The following is a 17,457-nucleotide window of genomic DNA, read 5'->3' as shown; positions in this document are numbered from 1 at the left end:
GAGTAAAAAGCATGGCATCCGTCGAACTGCACAACATCCACAAGGCCTATGGCGCGCTGACCGTCATCCACGACATCTCGCTGTCGATCGAGGACGGCGAGTTCATCGCGCTCGTCGGCCCCTCGGGCTGCGGCAAGTCCACGCTGCTGCGGATGATCGCCGGCCTTGAGGAAATCACCGATGGCGACGTTTCGATCGGTGGCCAGGTGGTCAACGCCATGACGCCGCGCGAGCGCAACATTGCTATGGTTTTCCAGTCCTACGCGCTCTATCCGCATATGACGGTCGCCGAGAATATGGGCTTCAACCTGAAGCTCTCGGGCGAGACCAAGCAGGTGATCGAGCAGCGGGTCAACGAGGCCGCGCGCATGCTCGATCTCACCAAGCTGCTCGACCGCAAGCCGGCGCAGCTTTCCGGCGGCCAGCGCCAGCGCGTCGCCATGGGCCGCGCCATCGTGCGCAATCCGGCCGTCTTCCTGTTCGACGAGCCGCTTTCCAACCTCGATGCGAAGCTGCGCGTGCAGATGCGTTCGGAAATCAAGGCGCTGCATCAGAAGGTGCAGACGACCTCGATCTATGTCACCCACGATCAGATCGAAGCAATGACGCTCGCCGACCGGATCGTGGTGCTGAACCAGGGTAGGATCGAGCAGCAGGGCACGCCGATCGAACTCTACCGCAAGCCGGCCAATCTCTTCGTCGCCGGCTTCATCGGCTCGCCGGCCATGAATTTCCTTGACGGCGTGATCGAAGGCGTCGAGGGCGTCCCTGCCGTGCGGCTAAAGGACAGCACGCCGATCCGCATCGCCGGGGAGCGTAAGGTGAAGGCGGGGCAGAGCGTTAAGGTTGGTTTGAGGCCCGAGCATCTCAGCCTTGCCAGCGGCGGTTCGCCACTGACTGGCCAGACGTTGCTCGTGGAGCCGACAGGCGCGCAGACGCATGTGCTCTTCGACCTTGCCGGCGAGCAGGTGACGGCCGTTGTCGATGGCGAGGCGCCGGTGCGCTATGGGCAGCCGCTGAATGTCTCGGTGAGCCCGGAGCAGGTCTACGTCTTCGACGCGTCGAGCGGCCTTGCTCTTTAAGCCTTCACGTCGATCGAATCGACGCGGTCGGGATAGAAGGCCATGTGATCCTTGATCTGGCTGACGGATGCATAGGGATTTTCGTAAGTCCAGATGGCGTTCACCGAACGCTCGCCGCCAGCCGGAATGCTGTAGTAGGAGCATGCGCCCTTGTAGGGACAATAGGTCTCGTGATTGGTCTTTTGCAGCAAGGACATGTCGACATCCTTGCGGGGGATGTAGAGCACGGCCGGATAGGATGCTTCCTTGAGCGATAGCGCCTCATGCGTGTCGGCAATCACCTTGCCGGCGACGGAGACGGTAACATGGGCCTGCTTTTCCTCGATCGTGATCGGATGATCGGGACCGGGGATCTTGACTGCTCTTTCGGACATTCTTGCTCTCCTCAGCTCTGGTGAATGTCAGCAAAACCAAACTCGCCTGACGATTTCAGTTCAAAGGGATATAGGAAGAATCCTGCCGATTATCAGGTCCCTTGCGGCCCGGGCGTTTTCCGGGCGCCCCAGCGCAACCCATCCATCAGCAGGCGCACGAGACGCCGGGCACGATCGTGCCATTCCGGCGAATTGGGCATGGAATAGGCGCCCGACAGGGCATGCAGCACGTCCGTGCTGTCGACATCGGCGCGGATCGAGCCGGCCGCGACCGCTCTTTCGATCAGGCCGGCAAGCGCGACGGGCACCTTGCCGTAGCTGTCGGCGAAGAGCTTGGAGTTGCTGTTGACGAGAATGCGCAGGCTGTCGGCCATGCCACGCTTGGTGGCGAGATATCCGACAAAGCGGTGCATCCATTCCTCCAGGGCCTGATCGGGGGCGAGTTCGCCGGAGAGCGTCTCGGCCGCAGCACATAGCGCCTCGACTTCATGACGATAAACCACTTCCACGAGATGTTCCCGGCTGGGGAAATGGCGATAGAGCGTTCCGATCCCGACATTCGCCCGCCGGGCTATATCCTCGAGCGAGGCGGCGGTGCCGTGGCTGGCGAAGGCCTGCGCCGCGACTTCGATCAGCGTGTCGCGGTTGCGCTGCGCATCGGCGCGCAGGCGCCTGCTTTCGCTTGGCAGCGTGTCCTTCGGTCCCGGCAACGGCTTGCGCGCCAATGTCTGCTCCTCGCGGATTGCCGTGGGACGATTTCGGCGCGCCTATTCACATAGCGCGGCGATATCGTCTCCATTGGCGATGTATCGGGGGATTGTTATCGCATTCGGCACGGAGGCGCCATGACCAGCAGCCCGGGCGGAATGCAAAATGACCGCGCAGGTACCGGCTTTTGACCGGTTTACGGCGACGGCGCGCCGAAATGGTTCGGCCCGAAGCTTGGTCCGAGGCTCGGGATCGAATTCGATCCCTGATTGAAGCTGGCGAAGGGGCCGGGCTGATTGCCGCGGGCTGGCGGAACGTCGAGATAGCTCATGATGTTCTCGACGTGGCTGACCTGCGAGCGCAGGCTGTCGAGCGACTTGCCGGTCAGATTCGTGCCAGCCGGCAATTGCGCAGTCAGCGGGTTTTCATAGCGGCCGTTTACGCGCAGTTCATAATAGAGATGCGGGCCGGTGGAATAGCCGGTCGATCCGACATAGGCGATGACCTGCCCCTGCGTGACACGCTGGCCGACGCGCAGGGACTGCGGCGTTGCGGAGATATGGGCATAGGTGGTCTCGTAACCGCCGTCATGACGAATGCGGACATATTTGCCGTAGCCGGTTTCCCAGGAAATCTTTTCGACGACGCCGTCGCCGGCCGCCTGGATAGGGCTACCCATCGGTGCGCGGAAATCGACGCCGTTGTGGAATTTCTTCACGCCGAGAATGGGATGGACACGCCAGGCAAAACCGTCACCGAGCGTGCCGTTCGGCACGGGGCGATGTACCAGCGACTTGGCGATCGAATGGCCGCTTTCATCATAGAATTCCGAGGAACCGTCGCTGCCGTCCTTATGCAGATAGAAGCGATGCGTGTCGCCATCGGCATGGAATTCGATGAACATCAGCTCGTTGCGGCCGTCATCGGACTTTCGGAAGAGAAGGTCGACGCTGTCGGGAGCATCCTCGAGGCTGGTCAGCGACACGCCTTTGGCCTTGGCGAGCTTGATGAGCTGCAGGGCATATTCCTTGCTCAGGCCGGATTTCTCCAGCTTGGCGCTGACCGCAGCCTCGTCATTGCCGTCGACGTTCCTGAGATCGACCGCGGCAACTTCCGAAGAGGACGGCGCATCGGCCTGGCTTTCGCTATAGAGCGTCGAAAACAGCCTGTCGTTGGCCATCGGCACGAAGCCGTTGGCATCGTCGCGGGCAACGACCCGCTCCGGCGTCTTGTCGCCGCTGAGGCGGGCCATGATCAGTTTCGGGCGGGCGTTCGGACCCGTCTTCTCAAGCAGCAGTTCCAGGCTGTCGCCGGGCGAAACCGTATCGGTCTCCAGGGCGCGTTGCAGCTCGTCGCCGGCGTCGCTGCCGAGGCCCGCGGACGCCAGGATATCCTGCAGTTCCTGCTTGTCCTTCGGCATGGAGACCAGCCGGTGGAATTCCCGGCCTTGCTCGCCGGTCGTCGCCCTCGACACGCTGACGTTCAGCGGTACGCCGCGAGTGGGGAAGCGGGAACGTCTGACGGCATCATAATGGGCAGTTTGCGGATAGATGCCGTTGCGGATATCCGAAAGCGACGGTGGCGAGAACAGCATGTTGTCGGCGCGCTCGTCGCCATAGGCGACATTGATGGCTTCGGCATTGGTGCGCGCAGTTCCGGACTGGTCGGATTTGAAGACCAGTGTCGTGCGGTGATAGGTGAAGATGCGGGTTTCCCCGCTGGAGAGCTTTTCCGCGACCTGAGCGAAGCGAGCGCCGTCGAAACGCTGCTTTGCCGCCAGCCGGTTGCTCTTGTGCATTGCAGGCTGCGGTCGCGCCAGCTCGGCCGTGCGCACAGGCACGGCCTGTTCGATCGTATGGTGCGCCAGCAGCGGATAGAGCACAGTTGCCAGAAGGCCGAAGGATGCAGTGCCCGCCAGGCCGATGGCGATCAGATGACGCAGATGCGCTGAGCGCGGCAGAAACGGAATGTGAAAATCATGATGCGTCCGTGCCTGGATGGCAGCCTCTGCAGGAAATTGAACGCGCAATGGACTTTCGGCCATGAATTGAGGAACCCTGCAGATTGCGGTGGGCCCAAACTAGGGCAAATCATGGCGAAATATAGGCAAATATTACGAGTCGGTTAACTGCCGTGATCGTCCACAGGACGAGATTCGCGCGTTCAAGATGATTCGTCAACCGAAGATGGTATCGTAGAGGAGTTTAAAGTTCAGCAACAGAATGATTGCCGCAATCACCCAGGAAAGAACGGCAATGTTTCTGGAGACGGTGAAGTTGCCCATTTTCTCGCGATTCGTCACGAACTGGACCAGCGGGATAACCGCGAAAGGCAGCTGCATGGACAGGATGACCTGGCTCAGCACCAGCAGATCCGCCGTGCCTTTTTCACCATAGATGGCAGTTACGAACACAACCGGGATAATTGCGAGGCCGCGGGTCAAAAGTCGCCTTGCCCAGTGCGGAATCCTGAGCCGGAGAAAGCCTTCCATCACGATCTGGCCGGCAAGCGTCGCCGTAACCGTCGAATTGAGGCCGGAGGCGAGCAGCGCCACTGCAAACAGCGTCGAGGCGATACCGAGGCCGAGCAACGGCGACAGCAGCTCGTAGGCCTGGCCGATTTCGGCGACATCGGAGTGGCCGCTGGTGTGGAAGGCGGCGGCTGCGACGATAAGGATCGCGGCGTTGACGAACAGCGCCAGCATCAGTGCGACAGTGCTGTCGATGGTTGCCCATTTGATGGCGTCGCGGCGTCCTTCTTCCGTGCGCTTGTAGGCCCGTGTCTGGACGATCGAGGAGTGCAAGTAGAGATTATGCGGCATGACCGTCGCGCCGATGATGCCCATGGCAATATAGAGCATTTCGTGATTGGTGACGATTTGGGGCGATGGGATGAAGCCGCCGAGGATCGCTGCGACCGGCGGGGCGGCGGCGGCGATCTGGACGGCGAAACAAGTGGCGATGACGATGAGCAGCGCGATGACGAAGGCTTCGAGGTAGCGGAAACCCTTGCTCATCAGAAGCAGCAGCAGGAAAGCGTCAAGCGCGGTAATCAGCGCGCCGCCGATCAGCGGAATTCCGAAAAGCAGTTGCAGCGCGATTGCGGTGCCGATGACTTCGGCAAGGTCGCAGGCGATGATCGCGAGCTCGCAGGCGAACCAGAGCGCCAGATTGACGGGTCGGGAATAGGTATCGCGACAGGCCTGGGCGAGGTCGCGGCCGGTCGCGATGCCGAGCCTTGCCGACAGCGCCTGCAGCAGGATCGCCATCAGGTTTGACAGCATGATGACGGCAAGCAGCGTATAGCCGAACTGCGCTCCACCGGCGATATCCGTCGCCCAGTTGCCGGGATCCATGTATCCGACTGAGATCATATAGCCTGGGCCGAGGAAGGCGATCAGGCGCCGGATCCAGCTGCCGGCATGGGGAACCTTAACAGTCGAATTGACTTCCGGAAGGCTGGGGCGGTCGTCCTCGTCGCGGCTCGCGAACTTCCATGCGCGTTCTTGCGCGGCGGCTTCCTGAAATTGCGTCATGCGGGGCTCCGGGGAGGATCGGATTTTGAAGTTACTAATTAAATATGCTAGGGAACAAATTTATGCAATAGGCTATATTTCATGGTTTTTGCATTTCGTGGGCTGAAATCAGGCTGCGTACCGCCTTGGGGGAAGGCGCCATCAGTTTCCCGCAAGGCGGAAATCGGGTAGTTTGCTCGATGGGGAAGGAGCGTGGCGATTTGACCGCTGCGATCAGGCAGAAGATGTCCCTGTCGGCCTGTGCGTCCGCCGATTGCGGACTGAATGCCTCGAAAAGACTGCGGTCGTGACGCCCTTGCGGCGTTTGCCGAGCGGGTGGAGCCTATCCAGAGGCCAGGTCTCGCCCAGAAAGGCCTCCGCTGAAATCAGTGGCAGCGGAAGGCGGTTTCGGTCAGCGCCTATTCAGCGGCGTCGTGGCTGGAGATGGAATCGCGGACGACGCCATATTCGCTGCCCCAGCGATCGGTCATTTCGGCGCGGATGTCCCAGAGGTCGGGAAAGAAGCGATGGCGGGTGCCGGCCTGCAGCAGTTCGACCGGGCGGCCTTTCAGGGATTTCGAGCCGAGCCCGATGGAGCGCTGGATCAGGTAGATGTGATTGGCCCGGAACTTCTGGAACAGCTCGTCATATTCCACCAGCGCCTCGGCGACCACGTAGCTGTCGCCGTGATCATATTTGCCGTCATAAATATCCTCGACCGTCAGCCCGGCGGCATCGAGATAGTTGGCCTTGAAGGCATGCCAGATGTCCGGCGGCATGCGCAGCAGGAATTTGAAGCCGGGCGATTCCTGGCCGCTGCCATTGCCGAGCTGCAGGCGGATCTGTTGATATTCCTTCGGCGACATGGTTTCCAGGAGGTCGAGCTGCGCCGTCATCATACGCATGATCCGGTGCACGCGGCCCATCAGCGTGACGACGCGATGCGTGTTGCGCTCCTCCATGAAAGCGATGACGTCGACCAGCGTGTAGGCCATGAGCTTCATCCAGAGCTCTTCCACCTGATGCACGATCTGGAACTGCAATTCGTCGCCATTGACCATGCCGTCAAGTGGCTTCTGACAGGCGAGCAGCTTGTCGCATTGCAGGTAAACGCCGTAGTCGCGCATTTCGGGCGCTTCGATGCGCGCGTAGTAGTCTTTCTTCTGCATCCTCGTTCCCTTTGTTCCGGCCCTCGGCCGCCAAGCATGTTTGCTCTTCCTGCAGAATACGAAATCTCGGCTTGAACATTGTTCCTATTTGTCATCCAGAATCGGATAAATAGAGTACGATCGATGAATATTGACACCGCGGAGAGAACGATGGAATTGGACGCTTTGGATCACAAGATCGTCGCAGCCCTCGAGGCCGATGCCCGCATCTCGTTTGCCGCACTTGCCGAACTCGCCGGCCTCAGCAAGACGCCATGCTGGAAGCGGGTGAAGGCGCTGGAGGAGGCTGGCGTGATCCGCGGATACAGGACGCTTCTCGATCCCGCCCGCCTCGGCTTCGGCCTGGAAGCTTTCGTGCAGGTCTCCATCGATGTCGAGCGCTTCGACGCCTTCGAAGCGGCCGTACGCCGGCATCCGCTGATCTGGCGCTGCCATGCGACGACGGGGGAGGCGGACTATCTCCTCCATATCCTGGCGACCGACATGGCTGCCCTCGACCGCTTGTTGCGGCAGGAGCTGAACCGGCTGCCGGGCGTCAGGCACACGGTGACATCGATGTCGACGCGGGAAATCAAGTCGGACATTTCGCTGGCCGAGGCCATGCGGCATGTCGGCGAATAACTTTCGGCCGTTTCGTATCGCATCGAGCCGATGAAAGGCGATGCGACCAAGGTCATACAGCAGGCGACGGAACAGGTTTTCCTGTTCCATCCCGCCTTATGTTTCCTGCGGGCTAATGAGCTTGACCGATCTGAAATAGGTCTGGAAGCGCTTCGTATTGCGTGTCAGAAGAGACAGGCCGCCGATGGCTGCATGAGCACCGATGAAGAAATCTGGCAGGACGCCGCCGCGCGTTCCGCCCGATTTTCTATATTGAGCGAAAACCTTGGCAGCGAGGAAGAGCGCCTCCCGCGGGATCGGCTCGATACGAAGCCCAGTCTCAGCAAGCATTTCGTTGAGATCTTCGATCCTATCGTAACGCACGGATATTTCGGCATAGACGACATCGTTGATGCACAAAGGGCCGAGAAGGCTTGCAGCATCGAGTTGCGCGAGCGACCAGCCATACCACACGGGATCGTTCGTGATGATATCGAGCAGCACGTTGGAATCGACGAAAATCACCTCAATCTTCGCCGCGCGTCAAAGCCATGATTTCGTCCGTGCTCATACCTTTGCCGGCATGACCACGGAACTTGGCGAATCGGCTAGCCTGCTCCTGTGTATCCACCGGGACAAGAACGACGTTGCCATCGGACATGCGGCGAAAATCGACCTGGCTTCCGGGTCCGATCCCAAGCATGTCGCGGACGGCCTTGGGAATCGTCACCTGTCCTTTCGCTGTTACGGTCGTGCTCATCTCTTCCTCGGTAATACTTTCTTGAAAAGAGGTATTACTTTTGGCGATCGAATTCAAGATTGTCCGGCTGCCTGCGGTTTTCGCAGCAATCACATCGGTGGCACGGTGCCGTTGAGGCCGACGGCGACGCGGTTGGCAGAGACTGTGGAATCGGCGTTGCGTTCGCCTGTGATAAAGACGCCGGCGCCCGGTTTCAGGTCGGTTTTCGTCGCCGATGTCAGCGTAACGACGGGAGTGCCCTTGGGGATGCTGATCTTGCGTTCGCCGCCCTTGTAGGTAAGCGTCAATGTCGGACCGTCGACGGAGGTCACGGCGTTGGCGACCGTGGCGTTGGTCATCGAGCTGTTCGGCGCCGAATCCCAGGGGCGATCGCCTTCGCCGGTTCCCTTCATCGAGGCCGGAAAGATGACCACTTCTAGAGCGCCGTTGATGCCGCTGTTGGTCGGCTGCGAGGCGATGCCGACAAAATCGCCCGGCTTGATGTCGCCGACGGCAGCCTGGACGACGCCGCCGACGTTGCCGCCGGATTTCAGCGCGACAGTCACGTCGCTGCCATCTCGGGACTTGACCTTGAGCGTATCGCCATTGAGGCTTTCCACGGTGCCGCGCACTTTGACGAGCTCGGCGGCATCAGCGCTTTGCAGCGCGGCAAGCATGGCGACGGAAAGCGTCAGCGCAGCCGTGATCAGACGTTTGCGATGCATGGGCATTAACTCCCTTGATATACAGGCCGAGCGATCTGTCGGTCATCTTTGATCTGGAGGATATGGAGGGCTAAATTGATCGGCAGCAGGCCGCGCAACGGGTTTGCGCCATCTGCATCCTGATCCTAGGCGCCGCTTTCATCACTCGCCACTCAAACAAGCGTGAGACGGGCGTCTCGCCCGACGCGGTGAGAAATTCCTGGAAAAGGCCGGATATTTCCCGGAACATCAAGCATTGCTTAACATTTACCGCTAGACTGCGCCGGTTATCTCGAATTCCCTATCGCGCTTTGCGCTGGGCTGGGGAGATTGGAGAACGAAATGACCGCGATTCGTCCGCTTCTGATCGGAATCCTCCTGATTCTGGCATTGGTTCTGATTGCGCTCAGTATTCTGCTGGTCGATCCCGCCCAGCCAGTCCGTCAATCCGAAAGCCTTATTCCGCCGCCGACAGAGTCCCCGCAGCGCCCTTAAAGTGATGCGGAGAAGTGGTCAGCTTGCCGGTGTAAATCGCGCCACGAGGCTATGGCGATCCCCAGGATAGGTCAGGCGGACATGCGTGATCGGGCCGGCCGTGCTCCAGGTGCGCCGTTCGACTACCAGGCAGGCCGTGCCTTTCTGAACGTCGAGGTTGGCGGCAGCGTCACCCTCGACGGATATGGCGCGGATTTGGTGTTCGGCGGTGCTCCACGGCACTTGGTTGAGCAGCCAGGGGCCGGGCGGCAAGGTCTCGAAATCGGCCGTGGCCGCCTCCGGCACGGCATCGAGATTGATGACGCGATCTTCCAGGCAAAAGGGGCGCGGGCCGGCGTAATGGATGCAGGTGATCTCCACCACCGAGACCGAACCGACGAATTGCAGCCGGTGCGCATCCTCAGGTCGTCCGCGCCGTTCCGCAAGTCTTATCAGCCTGTGTGAATAAGGCAGATTGAGCGACTGGACCTCTGACTTGATGTCGTGGATCTCGAGCACGGCGGATTGCGCCTGCGGATGCGTGACGAAACTGCCCGAGCGTTTCCGCCGTTCGATCAGACCCGCGCGCGCAAGCTGGGTCAGCGCCTTGTTCACCGTCATGCGCGAGCAATCATATTGATCCGCCAATTCCATCTCGAATGGAATGCGGTGGCCCGGCGGCCAGGCGCCGGAGACGATCCGGCCCTCGATATCGGTGAGGATACGCTGATGCAGGGTCGCATCTTTGCTCGTGGTCATACCGCCCATCTGTTCCGTGAAAGACATGGAATTTCCCGCAAGTTATTTAGGGGTCAATCAATGGGAGGAAAAGCGGTATTTAAGCAATGAGTTCAGCCATCGCCTTGCGGAATCGCGCCGAGATTGCCTCCCGCTTGATATGATGGCCGCCTTCGACCTGCTTGCGGCCCAGCGCCCAGACGCCATCGACCTTGACGCCGCCGGCAAACGTCCAGTGATCGAGAATGCGGTCGCCGGAGAGATAGGGTGCCGCGCTCACATCGAGCGAAACGATGTCGGCATGGTTGCCGACGGCAAGGCCTGCCGCTGCCTTGAGAGCCGCGCCGCCGCCCGCCAGAGCGCCGTCGAACAGCATGCGGGCGGTCGAACCGCCTGATGTTGCGATGACGTTGCGGGCGCGCAGCGCCAAGCGCTGCGAGTATTCGAGCTGCCGCAACTCCTCCGGCACGGAGATGAGAATATTGGAATCGGAACCGACGCCGTAGTGGCCACCTTCTTCCAAGAATAGCGGTGCCGGGAACACGCCATCGCCGAGATTGGCTTCGGTGATCGGGCAAAGGCCGGCGATCGCGCCGCTCCTAGCCATGCGCCGCGTCTCATCCTCGGTCATGTGTGTGGCATGGATCAGGCACCAACGCTCATTGACGAGCGCATTGTCGAGCAGCCACTGCACCGGCCGGGCACCCGACCAGGCGATGCAATCCTCCACTTCTTTCACCTGCTCGGCGACATGGATGTGGATCGGCCCGTCGCCGGCGATCGGCACGAGCTTGGCCAGTTCCTCCGGAGTGACGGCGCGCAGGCTGTGCGGGGCAATGCCAAGTTCGGCGCCGGGCAGGCGGCTTGTGACCGCGCGGCAGCCGACGATCAGCGCTTCGAAGCTCTCGATCGAATTGATGAAGCGGCGCTGGCCGTCGATGGGAGCGGCGCCGCCGAAGCCGGAATGGGCATAGAAGACGGGCAGCAGCGTCAGCGCAATGCCGGTCTCAGTGCTGGCGGCGCCGATGCGCTCGGCCAGTTCGGCGATGTTGGCATAGTGGCTGCCGTCCTTGTCATGATGCAGATAGTGGAACTCGCCGACCCGGGAGAAGCCTGCTTCCAGCATTTCCATATAGAGCTGCGCGGCAACGGCCTCGACATGATCCGGGGTCATCGACAAAGCGAATTTGTACATGACGGTGCGCCAACTCCAGAAGCTGTCGTTGGCCGGGCCGCGGACTTCGGCAAGGCCGGCCATGGCGCGCTGGAAGGCATGGCTGTGCAGGTTCGGCATGGCAGGCACCAGAACATCCTGCCTGTCGTCACCGGCTTCGGGAGCGGCATCGGTGACGATCTCGGCGATGCGGCCGCCTTCGAGGGTCAGTCGCACATTCTCGTGCCATCCGTCGCCAAGCAGTGCGGCGCGTGCATGAAGTCTCGTCATGGTCTCACCCTTTCCTTTCGGACATGGAGTCCAAAATCCCTCTTGTCAGCCTTTCGATTATGTATATACATTATGAGCCAACGAGGAAAGGCGTAAAGCTGATGGGTGGGAACAATTTTTCCGAAGACGGCCCCAACGATGGCAAGGAAAACTGCGGGGCAAGCCGCGTCTGGCGCAATGCTCGCCTTGCAACCTTGAAAGAGGGTGAGGCCCGGCTCGGCACGATCGAGAAAGGCGCGATCCTGACCAAGGGCGGCCGCATCGTCTTTGCCGGCAGCGAAGCCGATCTGCCCGATACGTCAGGTGCAGAAATCGTCGATCTCGAAGGGCGCTGGGTGACCCCTGGCCTCGTCGATTGCCACACACATATCGTCTATGGCGGCAACCGCGCCCGCGAATTCGAGATGCGGCTGGAAGGCGCGAGCTACGAAGAGATCGCGCGTGCCGGCGGCGGCATCGTTTCCTCCGTCAACGCAACGCGGGCACTGTCGGTGGATGAGCTTGTCGCCGTCGCCTTGCCGCGTCTCGATACGCTGTTGTCCGAAGGCGTAACGACAATCGAGGTGAAATCGGGCTACGGCCTCAATATTGAATCCGAATTGAAGATGCTGCGGGCCGCGCGCAAGCTGGAGACAGTCCGCCCGGTTCGCGTCGTGACTTCTTATCTCGGTGCGCACGCGACCCCGGCTGAATACAAGGGGCGTAACGGCGATTATATCGATGATGTCGTGCTGCCCGGTTTGAAGCAAGCCCAGGCCGAAGGCCTTGTCGATGCCGTCGACGGCTTCTGCGAGGGCATTGCCTTTTCGACGGCCGAAATCGCCCGCGTCTTCGATCTTGCCAAGTCGCTCGGTATTCCGGTGAAGCTGCATGCCGAACAACTTTCCAATCTCGGCGGTGCCAAGCTTGCCGCTTCCTATGGTGCTTTATCAGCCGATCACGTCGAATATCTCGATGAGGACGGCGTCAAGGCGATGGCTGCGGCTGGCACGGTTGCCGTGCTGCTGCCAGGCGCCTTCTATGCCATCAACGAGAAGCAGAAGCCGCCGGTTCAGGCCCTGCGTGATGCAGGCGTCTCGATCGCCATTGCCACGGACTCCAATCCCGGTACCTCACCGCTGACCTCGCTGCTGCTGACCATGAACATGGCGGCCACCCTTTTCCGCCTGACGGTCGAAGAATGCATTGCCGGCGCGACGCGCGAAGGCGCTCGCGCCCTTGGGCTGCTCTCCGAGACGGGGACGCTCGAAGCCGGCAAGTCGGCCGATTTTGCCATTTGGGATGTCGAAAGCCTGGCGGAGCTTGTCTACCGCATCGGCTTCAATCCCCTCCATGCACATGTTTTCAAGGGAAAGAGGTTCAACCGATGACTGTCGTTCTCCATCCGGGTTCCGTCTCGCTGCAGCAGCTGGCGACGATCTATTGGAGCGGTGAGCCGGCTAAGCTCGATGCGTCCTTCGATGCCGGCATCGCCAAGGCGGCCGCCCGTATTGCCGAAATCGCTGCCGGCAATGCGCCGGTTTACGGCATCAACACCGGCTTCGGCAAACTCGCATCGATCAAGATCGACAGTGCGGATGTCGCAACGCTGCAGCGCAATCTCATTCTCTCGCATTGCTGCGGCGTCGGCCAGCCGCTGCCTGAGAATGTCGTTCGCCTCATCATGTCGCTGAAGCTGGTTTCGCTCGGACGCGGCGCGTCCGGCGTGCGGCTGGAGCTGGTGCGGCTGATCGAAGGCATGCTCGAAGGGGGCGTCGTGCCCGTCATTCCCGAAAAGGGTTCGGTCGGCGCTTCGGGCGATCTTGCGCCGCTGGCGCATATGACTGCGGTCATGATGGGGCACGGCGAGGCCTTCTATGCCGGCGAGCGGCTTTCCGGCGCGGCAGCGCTCGAAAAGGCTGGTTTGAAGCCGGTCGTGCTCGCTGCAAAGGAAGGGCTGGCGCTGATCAACGGCACGCAGGTCTCGACCGGTCTTGCGCTTGCGGGCCTCTTCCGTGCTCATCGTGCCGCCCAGGCCGCGCTCATTACCGGCGCGATGTCGACGGATGCGGCGATGGGTTCCTCCGCCCCGTTCCATCCCGATATTCATACTCTGCGCGGCCATAAGGGTCAGATCGATACCGCCGCCGCCCTTCGCGGCCTATTGGCCGGTTCCGTGATCCGCGAAAGCCATATCGAAGGCGACGAGCGCGTGCAGGACCCTTATTGCATTCGTTGCCAGCCGCAGGTGGATGGCGCCTGCCTCGACCTTCTGCGCTCCGTCGGCCGTACCCTTGAAATCGAGGCCAATGCCGTCACCGACAATCCGCTGGTACTTTCGGATAATTCCGTCGTTTCCGGCGGCAATTTCCATGCCGAGCCTGTCGCTTTCGCCGCCGACCAGATTGCCATCGCTGTCTGCGAAATCGGCGCAATCGCCCAGCGCCGCATCGCGCTGCTCGTCGATCCTGCGCTCAGCTACGGCCTGCCGGCCTTCCTCGCCAAGAAGCCCGGCCTGAACTCCGGCCTAATGATTGCCGAAGTGACCTCGGCTGCGCTGATGTCGGAAAACAAGCAGATGTCGCACCCGGCCTCTGTCGATTCGACGCCGACCTCGGCCAACCAGGAAGACCATGTTTCTATGGCCTGCCATGGCGCCCGCCGCCTGCTGCAAATGACCGAAAACCTCTTCGGTATCATCGGCATTGAGGCGCTGACGGCTGCCCAGGGCGTCGAGCTGCGCGCGCCGCTGACGACCAGCCCGGAACTGACCCTTGCCATTGCTTCGATCCGCGCCGCCGTGCCGTCGCTGGAAGAGGACCGCTACATGGCGAACGACCTGAAAGCCGCCAGCGAGCTTATCGGCTCCGGCGCGCTCAATGCCTCGATTTCAACCAACATCCTGCCCTCCTTGGAGATGTGACATGACCAACCCACGCCATAATATCCGCGAGATCCGCGCGCCTCGTGGTCCGGAGCTCAATGCCAAGAGCTGGCTGACTGAAGCGCCGCTGCGCATGCTGATGAACAACCTCGACCCGGACGTTGCCGAGAACCCGAACGAGCTGGTCGTTTATGGCGGCATTGGTCGCGCCGCCCGCACCTGGGATGATTTCGACCGTATCGCCGCGACGCTGAAGACGCTCAACGAAGACGAGACGCTGCTTGTGCAGTCCGGCAAGCCGGTCGCCGTGTTCCGCACCCACAAGGATGCGCCGCGCGTGCTGATCGCCAACTCCAACCTCGTGCCGCATTGGGCAACCTGGGATCACTTCAATGAGCTGGATAAGAAGGGTCTTGCCATGTACGGCCAGATGACGGCCGGCTCGTGGATCTACATCGGCACGCAGGGTATCGTGCAGGGCACCTACGAGACCTTCGTCGAAGCCGGTCGACAGCACTACAACGGCAACCTCAAGGGCAAGTGGATCCTGACCGGCGGTCTCGGCGGCATGGGCGGCGCACAGCCGCTGGCGGCTGTCATGGCCGGCGCCTGCTGCCTCGCCGTCGAAAGCGACGAAACCCGCATCGATTTCCGCCTGCGCACCCGTTATGTCGACGAGAAAGCAAAGACGCTCGATGAAGCGCTTGCTTTGATCGACAAGTGGACGAAGGCTGGCGAAGCCAAGTCCGTCGGCCTGCTCGGCAACGCTGCAGAAATCTTCCCGGAACTCGTAAAGCGCATGAAGGCCGGCGGACTGCGTCCGGATATCGTCACCGACCAGACCTCCGCCCACGACCCGCTGAACGGCTATCTGCCGATCGGCTGGACGGTGGCCGAACACCGGGCCAAGCGCGAGAGCGATCCGAAGGCCGTCGAAGCCGCCGCCCGTACCTCCATGAAGGTGCATGTCGAAGCCATGGTCGCCTTCTGGGATGCCGGCGTGCCGACGCTCGACTATGGCAACAATATCCGCCAGGTTGCCAAGGAAGAGGGTTTCGAAAACGCCTTCGCTTTCCCGGGCTTCGTGCCGGCCTATATCCGCCCGCTCTTCTGCCGCGGTATCGGTCCGTTCCGCTGGGCTGCCCTCTCGGGCGATCCGGAAGATATCTACAAGACCGACGCCAAGGTGAAGGAGCTGCTGCCCGACAACAAGCACCTGCACAACTGGCTCGACATGGCACGCGAGCGCATCGCCTTCCAGGGCCTGCCGGCGCGCATTTGCTGGGTCGGTCTCGGCGATCGCCACCGCCTCGGACTTGCCTTCAACGAAATGGTCAGGAACGGCGAGCTGAAAGCGCCCGTCGTCATCGGCCGCGATCATCTCGACTCCGGCTCGGTCGCTTCGCCGAACCGCGAAACGGAAGCCATGAAGGACGGCTCGGATGCCGTGTCCGACTGGCCGCTCTTGAATGCCCTGCTCAACACAGCATCGGGCGCCACCTGGGTATCGCTGCATCACGGCGGCGGCGTCGGCATGGGCTTTTCCCAGCACTCCGGCATGGTCATCTGCGCCGACGGCACGGATGATGCGGCCAAGCGCCTGGAGCGCGTTCTCTGGAACGACCCGGCGACTGGCGTCATGCGCCATGCCGATGCCGGCTACGACATCGCCCTCGACTGGGCCAAGAAGCAGGGCCTGCGCCTGCCGGCCATCCTGGGGAACTGAGATGAAGCTGCTGCGCGCCAGTGACCATAAGCGCATGCCTTGGAAAAACGGCGGCGGGGAAACGGTGGAGATCGCCGTTTCGCCTGAGGGCGCCGGGCTTGCCGACTTCGACTGGCGCGTCAGCATGGCGACCGTTGCCACGGACGGGCCGTTCTCGGTCTTTCCCGGCATCGATCGTACGCTATCCATTCTCAATGGTGAGGGCATGACCCTTTTCATCGAGGGGCGCTCACCCAAACGCCTCACACAGGCAAGCGAGCCGCTGGCCTTCGCTGCCGACGCGCCGACTTCGGCGACATTGATCGACGGGACGATTACCGATCTCAATGTCATGACGCGGCGGGGCCGTTTTACGCATTCCGTGCGGCGCGTTTTGGTCGATGGACCTAGCGAAGTCGCTTTCGGGGACGGGACCATTCTTGTTCTTTGCCATCGCGGCAATGCCGAAATCGATGGCATGGCGCTTGATGCGGGCGATTGCCTTTTGATTTCCGACGACAGCGCCGGGCGGCACTCGATCTCGGGCAAGGCGCAGCTATTCCATATCGCCATTGCGGCAATATAGCCAGCTATCTGCTGTTCCTTGACTTGACACCTGCCCAGCTCGGTCATCCTATTTCTATCTACTAGAAAGAGGATACCGGCATGAGCGACGACCAGATCCCCGCCGATAGCAAGCTTACGACTTCCAAGCGCCGCTGGGCGGCGGAAGGCAAGTTTCTGACGGGGCGCGTCAGCCGGCCCGAAACAGAGCGGCTGCCGCCCGGGCAGCATCTTGTCAAGAACTGGCCGGTGCTCGATCTCGGCGTGCAGCCGCAGATTTCTTTGCCGAGTTGGCGGCTCGATGTGATCGGCTTCGTGGAAAATCGACTCAGCCTCGATTGGGCCGCTTTCCGGGCGATCGAGCAAAGCACCCGCGTCAGCGATATTCACTGCGTGACGACCTGGTCGCGCTATGACAATCGCTGGGAAGGGGTTTCGACGCGCGATCTCCTCGATCTTGCCATGCCGACAGCGGAGACGCAGCATGTGCTGCTGACGAGCTATGACGGCTACACCACAAACTTGCCGCTTGCGGATTTCGCTGCCGAAGATGCGATTCTGGCCACCGCTTGGGAGGGCCAGCCGTTGACCGGCGAGCATGGCGGCCCAATGCGCCTCGTCGTGCCGCATCTTTACTTCTGGAAGAGCGCCAAGTGGCTGAACCGTATTGAGTTCATCGGTGCGGACAGGGCCGGTTTCTGGGAGAAGAACGGCTATCACATGTATGGCGATCCCTGGCGCGAGCAGCGCTATTCGGACGATTGATGAATCTTGCGGGT

General features: G+C 61.3%; 18 protein-coding genes. 8 read left to right on the top strand and 10 right to left on the bottom strand.

The window, feature by feature from the left end; all coding sequences use genetic code 11:
- The first annotated feature begins 11 nt into the window (after positions 1 to 11).
- Positions 12 to 1,082 carry an ABC transporter ATP-binding protein gene (locus DQ393_RS09605; protein ID WP_112341514.1) on the top strand — a complete coding sequence of 357 codons (1,071 nt, stop codon included), beginning with the start codon at positions 12 to 14 and terminating at the stop codon, positions 1,080 to 1,082.
- On the opposite strand, the gene DQ393_RS09600 is transcribed toward DQ393_RS09605, so the two are convergent.
- From DQ393_RS09600 to DQ393_RS09580, 5 genes are all read right to left on the bottom strand, one after another.
- Positions 1,079 to 1,456 carry a DUF427 domain-containing protein gene (locus DQ393_RS09600; RefSeq protein ID WP_112341513.1) on the bottom strand — a complete coding sequence of 126 codons (378 nt, stop codon included), beginning with the start codon at positions 1,454 to 1,456 and terminating at the stop codon, positions 1,079 to 1,081. The two genes, DQ393_RS09605 and DQ393_RS09600, sit on opposite strands and share 4 nt — an antisense overlap.
- A gap of 92 nt (positions 1,457 to 1,548) precedes the next feature.
- Positions 1,549 to 2,181 carry a TetR/AcrR family transcriptional regulator gene (locus DQ393_RS09595; RefSeq protein WP_112341511.1) on the bottom strand — a complete coding sequence of 211 codons (633 nt, stop codon included), beginning with the start codon at positions 2,179 to 2,181 and terminating at the stop codon, positions 1,549 to 1,551.
- A gap of 179 nt (positions 2,182 to 2,360) precedes the next feature.
- Complete coding sequence (locus tag DQ393_RS09590; protein WP_112341508.1) at positions 2,361 to 4,208, bottom strand: M23 family metallopeptidase; 1,848 nt, start codon at positions 4,206 to 4,208, stop codon at positions 2,361 to 2,363.
- 132 nt (positions 4,209 to 4,340) lie between these two features.
- Complete coding sequence (locus DQ393_RS09585) at positions 4,341 to 5,699, bottom strand: Nramp family divalent metal transporter (RefSeq protein WP_112341506.1); 1,359 nt, start codon at positions 5,697 to 5,699, stop codon at positions 4,341 to 4,343.
- A 398-nt stretch (positions 5,700 to 6,097) separates the two neighbouring features.
- Positions 6,098 to 6,847, bottom strand: coding sequence for a tryptophan 2,3-dioxygenase family protein (locus DQ393_RS09580; RefSeq protein WP_112341504.1), 750 nt, complete (start codon positions 6,845 to 6,847; stop codon positions 6,098 to 6,100).
- Between the two features lie 150 nt (positions 6,848 to 6,997).
- On the opposite strand from DQ393_RS09580, the gene DQ393_RS09575 reads away from it, so the two are divergent.
- Positions 6,998 to 7,468: an Lrp/AsnC family transcriptional regulator gene (locus DQ393_RS09575; RefSeq protein WP_112341502.1), complete on the top strand. Its 471-nt coding sequence runs from the start codon at positions 6,998 to 7,000 to the stop codon at positions 7,466 to 7,468.
- A gap of 96 nt (positions 7,469 to 7,564) precedes the next feature.
- On the opposite strand, the gene DQ393_RS09570 is transcribed toward DQ393_RS09575, so the two are convergent.
- The 3 genes from DQ393_RS09570 to DQ393_RS09560 form a co-directional block, all read right to left on the bottom strand.
- A complete protein-coding gene (locus tag DQ393_RS09570; protein ID WP_112341500.1) occupies positions 7,565 to 7,972 on the bottom strand; it encodes a type II toxin-antitoxin system VapC family toxin in 408 nt (135 codons plus the stop codon).
- 1 nt (position 7,973) lies between these two features.
- Positions 7,974 to 8,207 (bottom strand): AbrB/MazE/SpoVT family DNA-binding domain-containing protein, encoded by a 234-nt coding sequence (locus DQ393_RS09565; RefSeq protein ID WP_112341498.1) that lies wholly within the window; start codon positions 8,205 to 8,207, stop codon positions 7,974 to 7,976.
- Between the two features lie 89 nt (positions 8,208 to 8,296).
- Positions 8,297 to 8,911, bottom strand: a complete 615-nt coding sequence (locus DQ393_RS09560; protein ID WP_112341497.1) for a hypothetical protein — start codon at positions 8,909 to 8,911, stop codon at positions 8,297 to 8,299.
- A gap of 321 nt (positions 8,912 to 9,232) precedes the next feature.
- On the opposite strand from DQ393_RS09560, the gene DQ393_RS33380 reads away from it, so the two are divergent.
- A complete protein-coding gene (locus DQ393_RS33380) occupies positions 9,233 to 9,385 on the top strand; it encodes a hypothetical protein (RefSeq protein WP_167376678.1) in 153 nt (50 codons plus the stop codon).
- A gap of 18 nt (positions 9,386 to 9,403) precedes the next feature.
- On the opposite strand, the gene hutC is transcribed toward DQ393_RS33380, so the two are convergent.
- Together hutC and DQ393_RS09550 are read right to left on the bottom strand one after the other, a co-directional pair.
- Entirely contained in the window at positions 9,404 to 10,123 is a 720-nt protein-coding gene (gene hutC, locus DQ393_RS09555; protein ID WP_112341729.1) for a histidine utilization repressor, read from the bottom strand.
- A gap of 79 nt (positions 10,124 to 10,202) precedes the next feature.
- Positions 10,203 to 11,546, bottom strand: coding sequence for a formimidoylglutamate deiminase (locus DQ393_RS09550; RefSeq protein WP_112341496.1), 1,344 nt, complete (start codon positions 11,544 to 11,546; stop codon positions 10,203 to 10,205).
- 101 nt (positions 11,547 to 11,647) lie between these two features.
- On the opposite strand from DQ393_RS09550, the gene hutI reads away from it, so the two are divergent.
- The 5 genes from hutI to DQ393_RS09525 all read left to right on the top strand — a co-directional run bounded on the left by hutI (position 11,648) and on the right by DQ393_RS09525 (position 17,443).
- The gene (gene hutI, locus DQ393_RS09545; protein ID WP_112341495.1) at positions 11,648 to 12,916 is read left to right on the top strand and encodes an imidazolonepropionase; all 1,269 of its coding nucleotides are present in this window, start codon (positions 11,648 to 11,650) and stop codon (positions 12,914 to 12,916) included.
- The gene (hutH, locus tag DQ393_RS09540; protein ID WP_112341494.1) at positions 12,913 to 14,448 is read left to right on the top strand and encodes a histidine ammonia-lyase; all 1,536 of its coding nucleotides are present in this window, start codon (positions 12,913 to 12,915) and stop codon (positions 14,446 to 14,448) included. Before hutI ends, hutH begins: the two co-directional genes overlap by 4 nt.
- 1 nt (position 14,449) lies before the next feature.
- Positions 14,450 to 16,135 (top strand): urocanate hydratase, encoded by a 1,686-nt coding sequence (gene hutU / locus DQ393_RS09535; RefSeq protein WP_112341493.1) that lies wholly within the window; start codon positions 14,450 to 14,452, stop codon positions 16,133 to 16,135.
- Between the two features lies 1 nt (position 16,136).
- On the top strand, positions 16,137 to 16,700 hold the full coding sequence (locus tag DQ393_RS09530; RefSeq protein WP_112341492.1) for a HutD/Ves family protein: 564 nt from the start codon (positions 16,137 to 16,139) through the stop codon (positions 16,698 to 16,700).
- Positions 16,701 to 16,780: 80 nt separating this feature from the next.
- Positions 16,781 to 17,443: a sulfite oxidase-like oxidoreductase gene (locus DQ393_RS09525; RefSeq protein ID WP_112341491.1), complete on the top strand. Its 663-nt coding sequence runs from the start codon at positions 16,781 to 16,783 to the stop codon at positions 17,441 to 17,443.
- The last annotated feature ends 14 nt before the right edge of the window (positions 17,444 to 17,457 follow it).

Origin of the sequence: Martinezella tropici, from assembly GCF_003287875.1 — a bacterium.
Taxonomy (GTDB): domain Bacteria; phylum Pseudomonadota; class Alphaproteobacteria; order Rhizobiales; family Rhizobiaceae; genus Rhizobium; species Rhizobium tropici_C.
The sequence above is the reverse complement of the archived record's forward strand: the minus strand, read 5'-3'. Positions and strand labels throughout refer to the sequence as shown.